Source organism: Flavobacterium sp. PS2 (assembly GCF_046250155.1).
Lineage (GTDB): Bacteria > Bacteroidota > Bacteroidia > Flavobacteriales > Flavobacteriaceae > Flavobacterium.
Genome location: NZ_CP176426.1, coordinates 588,301 through 602,917 on the forward strand (window position 1 = coordinate 588,301; position 14,617 = coordinate 602,917).

The window sequence follows — 14,617 nt, forward strand, 5'->3', positions numbered from 1 at the left end:
CTTCTCAAATAAAAAATTAGAAAGACAAAAAGCAGTACTAAAAACGACAAAAGCAACTCTAAATAAGTTGCTTTTATTGTAATTTATATAAACTTTAAAAATCTCTTAAATTAATAGTAAGTAATAACTGTTTTTTCAGTTAGTACTGGTGCTGAAAGTGTCATAATGTATTTCATTTTTGTTAAAATATATCCATTTTCATTATAAGTATATTCACTTTTATATGATCTGGTAGTAACTACCCTCCCATCATTGGTTCCAATAATTGATGAGCTAATTTGATTATTAACTCCTCCCCCTTCTGTAATAAGGTTATTAAATCCTAGAATGTTTTTTGAATAAGAATTCTTTGTATCAAAAATAGAATTACATGTTTCAACATAATTAGTAGAACCATATTTCAAAGCTGAATAAGTATATTTTACTGTATTTCTTTTTTCATAAGCATAAACCCAAGTACCCCAATCAGGTAAATCACTCGTCTCAGTAATTGTACCATCATCATTATGTGCAAAATTCACTGTATAATCGATACTTCCATCTGATTTTGTACGTATCATAGCTGTTTCTTTATTCCTTTCATTATATACATATTCTGTAGAAGGTGTAGCAGCTTTATAGTTATTTACTTTAGTAATTAAATCTCCATTATAAGTGTACATAATTGTACTATTTCCTTCAGTTACTGTTTGATCACTTAATTTTATCATAGTCCATTTAATCGTTATACTAACTAATTTTGTAATATTGGTCGCATCATAAGTAAATGTATATTCCGTTTTTGTATTATCTACATTACTAATTGATTCTACAGTTCTTGTTTTAGGAAGTTCTAATATTACTTTTTCAGAAACTACCCCTTTTGCACTTTCCATACCTCCTGAATTAGCAGTAACAGTATATGTAAAAGAACCAGTAGATGTAAGTACATCTTTAAATTTTGCTTCTGTAAGTGGGGCGGCATTAATTTTTACAGGATTATCGTTTCTGTAAACATTGTACGTAATACCAGTACCTCCCACAACAGACCAGCTTACATCTACTCCACTCCCATTTAATGCTGCTTTTATAGTCAGAGGAGTCACTGGAGCTACTGGAGTAGCTGAACTATCTTCATCACTACTACAAGATGCAAGTATGAAAAAAGATATAAATAACAGAGTAATTTTTCTCTTCATTTTTGTATTTTTTTTTAATTATTTCGGCTAAAATAGTTAAAAACAACGCAAACAATCAAATATTTCACATATTAAAAACATAAATCATTAATAATATTTTTCCTTAAAACTAAATGTATCTATCTCCTGAAATATACCCCCTAGTAATTTGACCATTTATAATGCCAAATATTAAAAAGCAATGTTTATAGAGGAACGAGCCTAAATAACAAAAGCAACCCATTTAGAGTTGCTTTTGTTATAATTTTAAGTAATTGAAAACTTCTTAAACTAATAATAAGTTATAGCTGTTTTTTCATTTAGCACTGTTGGTGAAGGTTTTCCATGAAATCTCATTTTTGTTAAAACATAACCATTTTCATTATAGGTATATTCACTTCTCGATAATCTGGTATTGACTACATTTCCATCTTCAGTTACAATAACCGAAGAGCTAGCTTCATTATTAGCACTATTAACACCTATAAGAGTAGTATTAAATCCTAAAATATTTTTTGTAGACATATTTTTTGTGTCATAAACAAAATCTGATGTTTCAACATAGTTAGTCATATCAACGTATGAAGTTGAATGAACATATTTAATCATATTACCTTTTTCATAAGTATAAACCCAGGTGCCCCAATCAGGGTAATCGCTCGTCTCGGTGATTAAACCATCCGTACCGTAAGCATAATTAATTGTATAATCAATAGTTCCATCAAATCCCTTTCTTATCATAGATGTCAAATCTCTTTTTGTATTATATACATATTCATAAGATGACTTAACAGTATTATCAACATTATAGTAGGTCACTTTTGTGATTAAATCATCGTTATACGTATACTTTGCTATTACATCATATACAGTTACGGTTTGATCACTTAATCTAGTCGTAGTACTTTTGATCGTTTGACTTATTATTTTAGTAATATTGGTCGCATCATAAGTATACGTATATTCAGATTTTGTGTTTTCTCTAGTACTAATTGATTCTACAGTTCTTGTTTTAGGAAGTTCTAATATTACTTTTTCAGAAACTATTCCTTTTGCACTTTCCATACCTCCTGAATTAGCAGTAACAGTATATGTAAAAGAACCAGTAGATGTAAGTACATCTTTAAATTTTGTTTCTGTAAGTGGGGCGGCATTAATTTTTACAGGATTATCGTTTCTGTAAACATTGTACGTAATACCAGTACCTCCCACAACAGACCAGCTTACATCTACTCCACCCCCATTTAATGCTGCTTTTATAGTCACAGGAGCCATAGGAGCTACTGGAGTAGCTGAACTATCTTCATCACTACTACAAGATGCAAGTATGAAAAAAGATATAAATAACAGAGTAATTTTTTTCTTCATTTTTATTTTTATAATTATTTCGGCGAAAATAGCTAAAATAACCAAAGGTTCTACATGTTAAACACATAATTAAATGAATAATAATCTTTTTTTTAGGATTAATTATAAAATTATATCAATTCTCAAAAATATAAACCACTATAATTTGACCGTTTATAATGCCAAATATTAAAAAGTAATGTTTATTTAGGATTATTTAATCTTAATAGTAAATAAAGGAACGTGCCAAAACAACAAAAGCAACTCTAAATGGGTTGCTTTTGTTATAATTTTAGGTAAGCTAAAAAACTTCATAAATTAATAATAAGTAATAACTGTTTTTTCAGTTTGTAATGTTTCACCAGAAGATACCTTAAGAGTTTTCATTGTTGTTAAAACATAACCATTTTCATTATACGTATTATCACTTTTAGACGATTTCGTACTCGAAAGTTCTCCATTAAGAGTAATAACAGTTGAGGAGCTAATCTCATTATTTTTACTATTATTTACAAAAAAATTAATTCCTAAAATATTTAAAGTAGGTTCATTCTTTGTATCAAATACATAATTACTTACCGCAAGATATTCATCTTCACGCATTGGAGTTGTAATACTATATTTTACCAAATTCCCTTTTCCAAAAGTATATATCCCTACACCCGAATCACGTGCGTCATTTGTTTCAGTAATTGTTCCATCCTCATTGTATTTATAAGTAACAGTATAATTAATACTTCCATCCGATCTTTTTACTATCCTACCTATCATTTTCTTTTGCGCATTATACACATACTCAACAAAGGACCTAGGAATATCATCAACACTATAGTAGCTTATTTTTGTAATTAAATTTCCGGTATAGGTAAACTTAATTACTGTATTCGTTACAGTTACCTTTTTTGTTGTTAAATCTACATCCGTTACTTTACTAGTTTGACTCACTAATTTAGTAATATTAGATGTGTCATAAGTATATGCATATTCATATTTCGTGTCATAATATATATCAATTGATTGCATAGTTTTTGTTTTAGGAAGTTCTAATATTACTTTTTCAGAAACCACTCCTTTTGTACTCTCCGCACCATCTAAATTAGCCGTAACAGTATATACAAAAGAACCTGTATTTTTAAGAACATCAGTAAATTTTGCTTCCTTAAGCGAAGCTGTATTAATTTTTACTGCGTTTCTGTAAACATTATATGTAATACCAGCACCTTCTACACCAGTCCAGGTAATATCTACACTACCTTCATTTAATACTGCATGAATAGCAGTAGGAGCTACTGGAGCAACTGGAATGATCGAACTATCTTCATCATTACTACAAGATGCAAGTATGAAAAAAGATATAAATAACAGAGTAATTTTTTTCTTCATTTTTCTTTTTTTTAAATTATTTAGGCTAAAATAGTCAAAACAAACACATATAATAAGATTAAACATGTTAAAATTAAAACAATTGATAATAATTTTCCTTGAAATTAAATACGTCTATTTTCAGAAGTATAAAGCCAAATAATAAGACAGCAAATATTAAAAAATGAAATTATACTACATATCTGTATTTAACTATTGAAGTTCGATTTGTAAGCGATTTAAACTCATATTGTTGCTCAGACAAAAGAAAACACCCCTCTTAATCTGAGATAAATATATGAATACCCTATTTTGAAGCTTTAAATTTTAACAAATAGTCAGTATTGCAATTTTACCCTCCTGATTATTAAAATATTCGCAAAAACTCAATTTGATTTTTTGCTCTTTAGAAAAACCTGTACATTTGAAAAATCAAAAATGAAAGATAAAAGTATAAAATATCACTCTTCGATAACAACTCAAAACTGGGTTGCAATTACTGCTACAACAACTTCTACAATTACTACTACCCCTTAGGGGTATACATTTTTACATATAATCCGGTTATCCATACTTTTTTTCTTGAAAGAAGAAAAGCATTGAATACGTATAAACACTTGTATTTATAAAATAAAAAACACAAAATGAGAATATTAAAATTTGGTGGAACTTCGGTCGCCAATGCCGAAAATATAAAAAGAGTTTTAGAAATTGTAAACCAAAAATCAGAACAAGATCAATTAGTAGTTGTTGTTTCAGCTTTAAGTAAAGTAACCGATTTACTTCAGGCTGCTGCTACAAAAGCAGCTTCTAATGACGAAAGTTTTAAAGATATAGTTGCAGAAATAGAGAAAAAGCATTTAGATACGTTAAAAGCTCTAATTCCTGTTAGCGAACAAAGTAGCTTATTAAGCCACGTAAAAAGAATTATAAACCATCTTGAAACTTTACTTGACGGATGTTTCTTATTAGGAGAATTATCCAATAGAACATCTGATACTATCTTAAGTTTTGGAGAATTGCTTTCGTCTTATATTATTGCCGAAGCTTTAAAACAAACTAATAAAAATAGCGGTTACAAAGACAGCCGCGAACTTATAAAAACCAATAACCATTTTGGAAAAGCCGCTGTAAACTTTGAAGTTACAAATCAATTAATTCGTGATTACTTTTCTACAAATGAATCTCAAGTTGTTATCATGCCTGGTTTTATAGCTTCGTCACTAGATGGAATCATTACAACATTAGGTCGTGGCGGGTCTGATTATACTGCTGCAATTCTGGCAGGCGCACTGAATGCTAAAGGACTGGAAATATGGACTGACGTAAATGGAATGTACACTGCCAATCCTAAAATTGTAAAACAAGCACACCCTATTGCAACTATTTCTTATCAGGAAGCGATGGAATTATCGCATTTTGGTGCCAAGGTGTTATATCCGCCTACAATCCAACCCGTTTTAAGAAAAAACATTCCTATTGTAATCAAGAATACTTTTGAACCAGAATCGGAAGGAACTTATATATCGAATCAGGTTTCATCAAAAGATACCATTGTAAAAGGAATTAGTCATATCGATAACATTTCGCTAATAACGCTTGAAGGTTCAGGTATGATTGGTGTTTCGGGTTCTTCAAAACGTCTTTTTGAAGTTTTGTCTAACGAAAGTATCAATGTCATTTTTATTACTCAGGCATCATCTGAACATTCTATTTGTATCGGTATTTTAAATGCCGATGCCGAAAATGCTGAACAAGCAATTAATGGTGCTTTTGAAGTAGAAATTACTCAAAATAAAGTGGATCCTTGTATTGTTGAGAAAAACCTTTGCATCATTGCATTGGTTGGTGAAAACATGAAAAACCACCAAGGTTTAAGCGGAAGAATGTTTAGCACTCTGGGTAAAAATAACGTGAATATTCGCGCTATCGCACAAGGTGCATCCGAAAGAAATATCTCGGTTGTAATTAATGAGCGTGATGTAAAAAAGGCATTGAATACTTTGCACGAAAACTTTTTTGAAGAGAATACTAAACAACTCAACTTATTTGTAATGGGAGTTGGAAACGTGGGAGAAAAATTCATTGAGCAAATTCACAACCAAAGAAAGTTCTTGAAAGAAAACCTAAAGATAAATGTTCGTGTTATTGCTTTATCCAATTCGAGAAAAATGATTTTCGACGAAGATGGCATTTCACTTAAAGAATGGCAATCAGCTCTTGAAAATGGAAAAACTGCCAATAAAGATACTTTTATAGAACGTGCAAAAGAACTGAATTTACGTAATAGTATTTTTGTTGATATCACAGCAAATGCAACTGTTTCTGAAACTTACGAAGAGTTCTTAAAACAAAGTATTGCAGTAGTAACTTGTAATAAAATTGCTTGTTCATCTGAATATGCTAATTATAAAAAACTAAAAAATTTATCACGCCAGTTTAACGCTCCGTTTTTATTCGAAACCAATGTTGGCGCAGGATTACCAATTATAGATACAGTAAAAAACTTAATTGCATCGGGTGATAAAGTACATAAAATTCAGGCTGTTTTATCTGGAAGTTTGAATTTTATCTTTAATAATTTTGATAAAGACAATTCGTTCCTCGATGTAGTAAAAGAAGCCGGAGTACAAGGATTTACTGAGCCTGACCCTAAAATTGACTTAAGCGGAATTGATGTTGCCAGAAAAATTTTAATCTTAATTAGAGAAAGTGGTTATGAAATGGATATCGATGCTATTGCAAATGAATCTTTCATGCCTGCAGAATCTCTTGCTACAACTACAAATGAAGCTTTCTTTGAATCATTAAAGAAACATTCAGCACATTTTGAATCTATTTATGATGAAGCTTTAAGTAAAGATTCAAGGTTAAAATATGTAGCTCAATTCGAAAACGGAAAAGCAAGCGTAGGATTGCAATTTATCCCAAAAGACCATCCGTTCTATAATCTGGAAGGAAAAGATAATATTGTATTATTTTACACCGATCGTTATGTAGATCAGCCGCTACTTATAAAAGGTGCTGGTGCTGGTGCTGCAGTTACAGCTTCGGGAATTTTTGCAGATGTAATTAGAATAGGAAATAATTAATTTTAAGATGCTAAGATACTAAGACGCTAAGGTTCTGAGTTTTTTAAAAGGTTCTAAGTTGTTAAGTGACTGAGATACTAAGTGAAAAATATTAGAAATTTACTTCTTAGACTTTAAATAAAAGATATAAAGAGACCTATACGCAAAGTAAAAGCTTAGAAACTTAGCGACTTAGAACCTCAGAAACTTAAAAAAAAATGAAAGAAATAAAACTATTTTGTCCGGCAACAATTGCCAATCTCTCGTGTGGATTTGATGTTCTCGGACTATGTTTAGAGACTGCGGGCGATGAAATGATTGTTCGTAAATCAGATCAGAAAGGTGTTCGTATCACAAAAATTGTTGGTGCTGATTTACCTTTAGAAACAGAAAAAAATGTAGCAGGAGTTGCAGCATTAGCAATGCTTGAAGCATATCGAAGAGATTTTGATCCGATAACTATCGGATTTGAAATTGAAATTTATAAAAACATCAAAGCTGGAAGCGGAATCGGCAGTAGTGCCGCAAGTTCTGCTGGTGCTGTATTTGGTATAAACGAGTTATTAGGTCGTCCTTTTTCTAGAAAAGAATTGGTACAATTTGCGATGCAAGGCGAAAAATTAGCTAGCGGAAATGCTCATGCTGATAATGTTGCTCCTGCCCTTTTGGGAGGATTCACTTTGGTTAGAAGTTACAATCCGCTGGATATTATAAAAATAGATAGTCCAGAAGAATTATACGCTACAGTGGTTCATCCTCAAATCGAATTAAAAACATCTGATGCACGTTCGGTATTAAAACAAAATGTTTCCCTAAAAAGTGCCATTATGCAATGGGGAAATGTAGGTGGTTTAATCGCGGGTTTATATACTAAAGATTACGATTTAATTGGAAGATCTCTTCATGACGAAATTGTAGAACCTTTACGAAGTGTCTTGATTCCTGGTTTTGATTTAATCAAACAAACGGCTCTTGAAAATGGTGCGTTGGGCTCAGGAATCTCAGGTTCGGGTCCTTCTATTTTTGCTTTAAGCAGAGGAAAAGAAACTGCCGAGAAAATAGCCAAAGCCATGAGTGATGTTTACGAAGAGATGAATTTACCATATGAAATTCACGTTTCGAAAATTAATCCCGATGGAGTACGCGTAATTTAGCTTTAAGCCTACCGTTTGAAGCATAAAAATAATTAAACATTTAGCAAAAAAGCTTAAAGCCTTTAGCCTAAAGCTTACTGCGCAAAGCAATAAAAAAATGAAATACTATAGTTTAAACCATAATACCCCAAAGGTTTCTTTTCAGGAAGCTGTAATACAAGGATTAGCAAGTGATAAAGGATTATATTTTCCAGAAACTATCACACCATTAAATTCTTCTTTTTTTGATGCAATCGAAAATCTGAGTAACGAAGAAATTGCTTTTGAAGCCATCAAACAATTTGTTGGAGATGAAATTCCTGAGCAGACTTTAAAAGAAATTATTGCCGAAACGTTATGCTTTGATTTCCCAGTTGTTGAGGTAGAAAAAGGAATTTATTCGCTTGAATTATTTCACGGACCTACAATGGCTTTTAAAGATGTTGGAGCGCGATTTATGTCACGCTGTCTGGCCTATTTTAACAAAGATAAAGCAGAAAGTAAAAACACGGTTCTTGTGGCTACATCAGGTGATACTGGTGGAGCAGTTGCAAGCGGATTTCTTGGTGTTGCGGGTGTAGAAGTTGTGATTTTATATCCATCAGGAAAAGTAAGCGATATTCAGGAAAAGCAACTGACAACTTTAGGACAAAATATCAAAGCTCTAGAAGTAGATGGTGTTTTTGATGATTGTCAGGATATGGTAAAAAAAGCCTTTCTAGATGAAACTCTAAAACATAAAAACCTTACCTCAGCAAATTCTATCAATATTGCGCGTTGGTTACCGCAAATGTTCTATTTCTTTTTTGCTTATAAAGCGTTAAAAAAACAAAACAAACCGTTAATTTTCTCTTGCCCAAGCGGAAATTTCGGAAATATTTGCGCCGGAATAATAGCTAAGAAATTAGGTTTACCAATTGAACATTTTGTGGCCTCTACAAACGTAAACGATACTGTACCAAGGTTCTTAGAAAACGGAAATTACGATCCAAAACCATCTAAAGCTACTATCTCAAATGCAATGGATGTTGGGAATCCAAGTAACTTTATCCGTATTCAGGAAATGTACCAAAATGATTTAAAAGCGTTCGAAAAAGACTTTTCTTCTTATAGTTATACTGATGAAGAAACACTGGAAGCAATGAAACAGATTTATAAAGCTAACGGTTATATTGCTGAACCACACGGTGCAGTTGGCTACCTTGGTTTGAAAAAAGAATTACAAAAGCATGACAATGCAATTGGGATTTTCTTAGAAACTGCTCATCCTATTAAATTTCTTGATGTTGTTGAACCTGCTTTGGGGATTACACTTCCTATTCCTACTCAAATTGAGAGTGTTATTAATGAGGAAAAAGTAAGTGTAAAGATTGCTACTTATGAGGAATTGAAATCATTTTTAGGGTAATACACTTCTGATTATAAAACCTAAAAAAAAACCACAAATTACACTAAAAATGACTAGTACAATTTGTGGTTTTCTTTTAGGAAAACAATCTATTTTCTACAATTATTTATAAGTAAAAGTACCTTTAGCATCTTTAAAATCTAAACCTACATAATTCTTAAGATCATCAAAAGTAGTTCCTGATACTACAATTTCTTTTAATCTTTTTTCACTATCCAAAATTCTTCTCAGAGTCATTGTTTTAAAGGACCTCGGAGATGGCTTTGAATCAGTATACTCATGATCTATTTTTACAATATTATTAGTGCTCTTTTTTCCAAATTTGTTATGTAGTACAGAAAAAAGCGTATAGTAGCTATAAAGCAGTGGAGTTTCATACGTATAATCACTACCTTTTACATAAGCATCAGAATCATAAGTATAATTAATCGTATAGCTAGTTCCTGCCAGAACTGATTTGATTACGGCTTTGGTAATATTTCCATTCTGTTCTTCAAAATCCACTTGTTGACCTAATCTATAAGTAGGATAATATTTGCTTTTTCTATATGATTCAACTTTAGAAATGTATTGATTTTTATATGTAAAAACTGTTGAATCTGAACTAACACTAGAAATTTCACTATTAGTTTCAGATACAAAAATTTCGTTATTTATTATTGATTCAACACTTCCAGCTTTTAAATGAATTGATCTTTTAGAAATTATTTTAAAACCAGTAAGATTATCTTCTAATTGATTAACCTCAATTAAATCTGGGCTCACATAAGTAATTCCATAAACATATCCACCTTCTTTTACTTTAACAATTTTATTTGTGTTATCATATTCATAGGATTCGTCATCACGTCTAATTCCGATATACGGATCATAAGGATAAGAAAAAGAAATCAGTTTTTGATTTGCTAAATCAATAACTGGTGGTGCTACAACTGGATCAGATTTAGAATCATCAGAGGAGCATGATGTTATTACCACACTCATTAGAGGTAAAAAAAATAGTAGTTTTGGAAATTTCATAAAATAGGTAATTGATTATATTAAGTCTTAAATTTTTGTGACAATATTAAGACATTAATCTTACAATTAAAAAATTATCTACGCTAGTTAAATCTACAAAGAAGTAAAGAAAAATATTAATTAAAAAATTGATTTGTATCGGAGTCCTCAAACCAAAATCAGATGAAACACGAAGTAAAACCTAAGATAATTTTATTCCTTATCAAATAAAATTTTAACAAATATAATAGTATTTTTGTTTTGCTTTTTTTAACTATAAACCAAAAAAAACTATTCTAATTTCATGAAAATCAAACCTACGTTTTTCCTAATTCTATTATTACTTTTCGCTTTTAAACAAAGTTTTTTTGCTCAAACCAAAGACAATTACACAACCAGAATTGATAGTTTGATTCAAACAACTTCAGTACGTCCGTTTAATGGGACTATACTAATCTCTCAAAACGGAAAAATCAAATACTCTAAAGCTTACGGCTATTCTGATTTTACAAAAAAAACACCTCTAAAACTAGATGACCATTTTGTTATTTTGTCAAATAGTAAGCAAATAACAGCTGTTTTAATTCTTCAGGAAGTTGAAAAAGGAAAGATTGTTTTAAATACTCCTATAAAAAAATATTTACCAAACCTAAAACAGCCCTGGACTAGTACTGTTACTGTAGAGAATTTACTAAATCATACCTCAGGAATTGTAGATTTAGAAAAACCAACCGCCTTTGCTGTTGGAACTGAATTTAAATATACCGATTTAAATTATATTTTGCTAGGACAGATTATCGAAAGGGTAACTAATAAAACCTATGAAACTGTCGTAAACGAATTGTTCAAAGTGAACAAAATGAATGATAGTTTTTTTCCTAACTCAGATAACCAAGATGAAGTTGTAAACGGTCGTCAATATCTTAAAGACAATACAACCAAAGTAATCCAGGGTATTATTATTCCTAAAGATCGAGTTCCTGCTGCAGGGCTTGTTAGCACAGTTAAAGATCTGGCTATTTGGAATGATTTTCTGCATAATGGTAAACTTTTAAAAGAAGCTACCTACGCCCGAATGACCACTTATAGCATTACAAACCAACATCCTGTTTTTGGCGATAAAGAAATTGGATATGGCTATGGCATTCGTGTAAACGATGAAGCTAAAATTAAAGAATTTGGTCATACCGGAATTGTACCTGAACAAGGTTTTACATCGGTAAATTTATATTATCCTGAAACTAAAACTAGCATCATTGTTCTAGAAAATCAAACCTTTGATAATTTTGATATCGCTTATTATTTTGAAGCTGAAATTAGGAAGATTGTGTTGAATAGTGGGTTACTGAATTAATCAGGCATAAGAATTCAATAACTGTGAGATATTATCAATATAAAAACATTTAGATTATATGAAGTTTCGATAGCTATTTAATTTATCGAATTGACCAGCATTGCTAAAAACGAACCAAAAACCAATCAAAATGAAAAAAAATGCTTTTTATGTTTTATTGCTATTTATAATAAGTTTTTCAAGTATTGCTCAACATTCTTTAAAAAGAATTTGGGTAACAGATAGTATTTTACCAATTCCAGAATCGGTATTTTATGATAAAACAGATCGGGTATTATATACCTCTTTAATGGATGGTTCACCAGCTGAACGTGACGGAAAAGGAAGTATAGGAAAATTAACTACCGATGGTAAAATCATTAATTTAAATTGGATATCAGGCTTAAATGCTCCAAAAGGAATGGCAAAATTCAAAGATAAATTATTTGTAGCCGACCTTACAGAAATTGTAATTATTGATATAAAACAACAAAAAATACTAAAAAAAATAACCGTTAATGATTCCAAAATATTAAACGATGTAACTGTTGATAAAAAAGGAGTTGTTTATGTGTCTGATCCAAAAGTTGGTAAAATTTTCAAATTAGAAAATGATATAGCAACTGTTTATTTAGAAAACTTAAACAAACCAAATGGTCTAAAATTCATCGATAATGATTTGTATTTTTTAGACAATGGCTCATTATACAAAATGGATAATAAAAAGAACAAGCACCTTTTGACAGACGGTATGGATGAAAATACAGATGGAATTGAGCAAATAGCAAAAGGAGAGTTTGTTGTGAGTTGCTGGACTGGAGTTATTTATTATGTAAATAAAGATGGCTCAAAAGAAATTCTTTCGGATACCAGAAAAGAAGAATATTACTCGGCGGATATAGGGCTCGACAATGGAAAAAAAATAGTCTATGTCCCTTCCCTCTTCAAAAAAACCATAGCAGCTTATTCACTTAGATAAAATAATAATAACCTGTCTTTTCTCTTAAATTATCTATTTTAGAAACCACTTATAATTAACTAACCCAATATTAAAAATGAAGAAAACTACTTTAGGAATACTACTTATCGCTTTACCAATGTTATTTATTAATTGCTCTAAGGACGAAAGTAGTATAGTTACTCCACCTCAAACTGCCCAAACACCAGATCCAAGATTACCCAATCAAGAAGTATTTAAACCCGCAATACAATTGGTTCCTAAATCCCTTACTGGAAAAGTTACTGGAAAATCAACCGCAACAAAACAGCGTATCGTCAAAGAATTAATTTTTAGAGTTACCAAAGATCAACTTGGGAATGAGGTTCAAAATGAGTTGAAAGAAAACAGATATTTATATGACTCAAAAGGTCGATTGTATTCAATAGACAGATACATCAAAGACAAATTCATTGGAATAATTTCTAAATATGAGTTTGATGCTGCAGATAAAGTTACAAAAGCCTATCATGGTAATAATCCTGTTGAAATTAATAGTGGTGGATATATCACAAAAACAACTGGCAACGATGGAGGAATAATGGACATCTATTACGACGAAATCGGGCGTCTTGCAAAAGAAGTTGAAACAGGAACTTATGAGCAGGAGATTGAACATCAAGAACCTGATGGTAATTATACATACGAAACTGTTACCAATCCTAAAACCGCTACTTATCTATACAACTATGTTGATAATAAAGTATTTGTTAATATCCTCTTGACTGAAAAAAATTACTCTACAGCTAAAGAAACTCCTAATGGAATTGAATATGTTGTTAAAGATAAAATTACTGAGATTACATACGAACTTACCATAGATTACGCGAAGGCTGGTATATATTCTAGTGAACCTATCTTTAGATGTTACATTTATAATTGGATGCATATATTAGATTGGAAAGTTAAGGCGGTATCTGAAGGTGTGACAGAATATGAATTGAGATATGATTATGAATATGTGTATGACTCAAATGGATACTTAAAAGAGTCTAAACAAACGACAACTCGAGCATCGCAGCCTGATCGTCCTTTAGTTATGAAAACGCTATACACTTACGAGTAATTTCAATAACTGTTTGAATTTATAACCGATTTCCATAAGATTAAACTAAAAGCTACAACTATAATTTTGTAGCTTTTTTTTATCTTTGAAAACCAATCTCAAGAATAAAAACCTCATGATTACAAAAGCAACATTACAAGATATTCCAGCATTAAATACATTAATAAACTCTGCTTATCGCGGAGAATCATCTAAAAAAGGATGGACTACCGAGGCTAATTTATTAGAAGGAAAAAGAACTACTGAGGAAGAATTAAGTGAAACTATCCTAGATTCGAAAAATACTATCTTAAAATTTACTGAGAATGACCTGATTATTGGTTGTGTTTTGTTAGTAGAAAAAGAGGATAAACTCTATTTAGGAATGCTTACGGTTTCGCCTGAGTTACAAAATAGCGGTATTGGTAAAAAACTATTACATCGGGCCGAAATTCACGCTAAAGAATTAGGTTTACCTAAAATCATAATGACAGTGATATCTGTTAGAGAAGAGCTCGTTGCTTGGTACAAACGTAATGGTTATGTAGATACGGGCGTAAGAGAACCTTTCCCTGAAAGTGATGTTCATGTTACTGTTGCTGAAGAACCTTTGGAGTTTGTTCTATTAGAGAAAAAGGTTTAATTGTTTAACCACAAAGTTTATAAGTCACCCGAAAAAATTAACCGCAAAGGTCGCAAAGAGATACGCGAAGTTAGCTAAGATATTAGCGTTATCTCGCTAACACACTAAGTCGCAAAGAAAAA

General features: G+C 31.1%; 11 protein-coding genes. 7 read left to right on the top strand and 4 right to left on the bottom strand.

Annotated features, from left to right (window positions below; all coding sequences use genetic code 11):
• Positions 1 to 110: 110 nt before the first annotated feature.
• The 3 genes from ACJ6WR_RS02475 to ACJ6WR_RS02485 form a co-directional block, all read right to left on the bottom strand.
• Positions 111 to 1,178 carry a hypothetical protein gene (locus tag ACJ6WR_RS02475; RefSeq protein WP_409416960.1) on the bottom strand — a complete coding sequence of 356 codons (1,068 nt, stop codon included), beginning with the start codon at positions 1,176 to 1,178 and terminating at the stop codon, positions 111 to 113.
• A 270-nt stretch (positions 1,179 to 1,448) separates the two neighbouring features.
• Positions 1,449 to 2,525, bottom strand: a complete 1,077-nt coding sequence (locus tag ACJ6WR_RS02480; protein WP_409416961.1) for a hypothetical protein — start codon at positions 2,523 to 2,525, stop codon at positions 1,449 to 1,451.
• Positions 2,526 to 2,822: 297 nt separating this feature from the next.
• Positions 2,823 to 3,887, bottom strand: coding sequence for a hypothetical protein (locus ACJ6WR_RS02485; RefSeq protein WP_039116323.1), 1,065 nt, complete (start codon positions 3,885 to 3,887; stop codon positions 2,823 to 2,825).
• Positions 3,888 to 4,510: 623 nt separating this feature from the next.
• On the opposite strand from ACJ6WR_RS02485, the gene thrA reads away from it, so the two are divergent.
• The 3 genes from thrA (at position 4,511) to thrC (ending at position 9,478) form a co-directional block, all read left to right on the top strand.
• The gene (gene thrA / locus ACJ6WR_RS02490) at positions 4,511 to 6,958 is read left to right on the top strand and encodes a bifunctional aspartate kinase/homoserine dehydrogenase I (protein ID WP_409416962.1); all 2,448 of its coding nucleotides are present in this window, start codon (positions 4,511 to 4,513) and stop codon (positions 6,956 to 6,958) included.
• A gap of 197 nt (positions 6,959 to 7,155) precedes the next feature.
• Positions 7,156 to 8,091: a homoserine kinase gene (locus tag ACJ6WR_RS02495; RefSeq protein ID WP_409416963.1), complete on the top strand. Its 936-nt coding sequence runs from the start codon at positions 7,156 to 7,158 to the stop codon at positions 8,089 to 8,091.
• 97 nt (positions 8,092 to 8,188) lie between these two features.
• Positions 8,189 to 9,478 (top strand): threonine synthase, encoded by a 1,290-nt coding sequence (gene thrC, locus ACJ6WR_RS02500; RefSeq protein WP_409416964.1) that lies wholly within the window; start codon positions 8,189 to 8,191, stop codon positions 9,476 to 9,478.
• Between the two features lie 102 nt (positions 9,479 to 9,580).
• Here thrC and ACJ6WR_RS02505 read toward each other — a convergent pair whose 3' ends face one another.
• Positions 9,581 to 10,498 (bottom strand): hypothetical protein, encoded by a 918-nt coding sequence (locus ACJ6WR_RS02505; RefSeq protein WP_409416965.1) that lies wholly within the window; start codon positions 10,496 to 10,498, stop codon positions 9,581 to 9,583.
• Between the two features lie 283 nt (positions 10,499 to 10,781).
• Between ACJ6WR_RS02505 and ACJ6WR_RS02510 the strand changes: the two genes are divergently transcribed.
• The 4 genes from ACJ6WR_RS02510 to ACJ6WR_RS02525 all read left to right on the top strand — a co-directional run bounded on the left by ACJ6WR_RS02510 (position 10,782) and on the right by ACJ6WR_RS02525 (position 14,495).
• Positions 10,782 to 11,831, top strand: a complete 1,050-nt coding sequence (locus ACJ6WR_RS02510) for a serine hydrolase domain-containing protein (RefSeq protein ID WP_409416966.1) — start codon at positions 10,782 to 10,784, stop codon at positions 11,829 to 11,831.
• 130 nt (positions 11,832 to 11,961) lie between these two features.
• Positions 11,962 to 12,789, top strand: coding sequence for a hypothetical protein (locus tag ACJ6WR_RS02515; RefSeq protein WP_409416967.1), 828 nt, complete (start codon positions 11,962 to 11,964; stop codon positions 12,787 to 12,789).
• A gap of 76 nt (positions 12,790 to 12,865) precedes the next feature.
• Entirely contained in the window at positions 12,866 to 13,873 is a 1,008-nt protein-coding gene (locus tag ACJ6WR_RS02520; protein WP_409416968.1) for a hypothetical protein, read from the top strand.
• Between the two features lie 115 nt (positions 13,874 to 13,988).
• The gene (locus ACJ6WR_RS02525) at positions 13,989 to 14,495 is read left to right on the top strand and encodes a GNAT family N-acetyltransferase (protein ID WP_409416969.1); all 507 of its coding nucleotides are present in this window, start codon (positions 13,989 to 13,991) and stop codon (positions 14,493 to 14,495) included.
• Positions 14,496 to 14,617 lie beyond the last annotated feature (122 nt).

What these genes read in the sequence shown, in the direction of transcription:
- thrC (WP_409416964.1), top strand. Translation starts at nt 8,189, where the DNA reads ATGAAATACTATAGTTTAAACCATAATACCCCAAAGGTTTCTTTTCAG.
- thrA (WP_409416962.1), top strand. Translation starts at nt 4,511, where the DNA reads ATGAGAATATTAAAATTTGGTGGAACTTCGGTCGCCAATGCCGAAAAT.
- ACJ6WR_RS02525 (WP_409416969.1), top strand. Translation starts at nt 13,989, where the DNA reads ATGATTACAAAAGCAACATTACAAGATATTCCAGCATTAAATACATTA.
- ACJ6WR_RS02510 (WP_409416966.1), top strand. Translation starts at nt 10,782, where the DNA reads ATGAAAATCAAACCTACGTTTTTCCTAATTCTATTATTACTTTTCGCT.
- ACJ6WR_RS02520 (WP_409416968.1), top strand. Translation starts at nt 12,866, where the DNA reads ATGAAGAAAACTACTTTAGGAATACTACTTATCGCTTTACCAATGTTA.
- ACJ6WR_RS02485 (WP_039116323.1), bottom strand. Translation starts at nt 3,887, where the DNA reads ATGAAGAAAAAAATTACTCTGTTATTTATATCTTTTTTCATACTTGCA.
- ACJ6WR_RS02505 (WP_409416965.1), bottom strand. Translation starts at nt 10,498, where the DNA reads ATGAAATTTCCAAAACTACTATTTTTTTTACCTCTAATGAGTGTGGTA.
- ACJ6WR_RS02475 (WP_409416960.1), bottom strand. Translation starts at nt 1,178, where the DNA reads ATGAAGAGAAAAATTACTCTGTTATTTATATCTTTTTTCATACTTGCA.
- ACJ6WR_RS02515 (WP_409416967.1), top strand. Translation starts at nt 11,962, where the DNA reads ATGAAAAAAAATGCTTTTTATGTTTTATTGCTATTTATAATAAGTTTT.
- ACJ6WR_RS02480 (WP_409416961.1), bottom strand. Translation starts at nt 2,525, where the DNA reads ATGAAGAAAAAAATTACTCTGTTATTTATATCTTTTTTCATACTTGCA.
- ACJ6WR_RS02495 (WP_409416963.1), top strand. Translation starts at nt 7,156, where the DNA reads ATGAAAGAAATAAAACTATTTTGTCCGGCAACAATTGCCAATCTCTCG.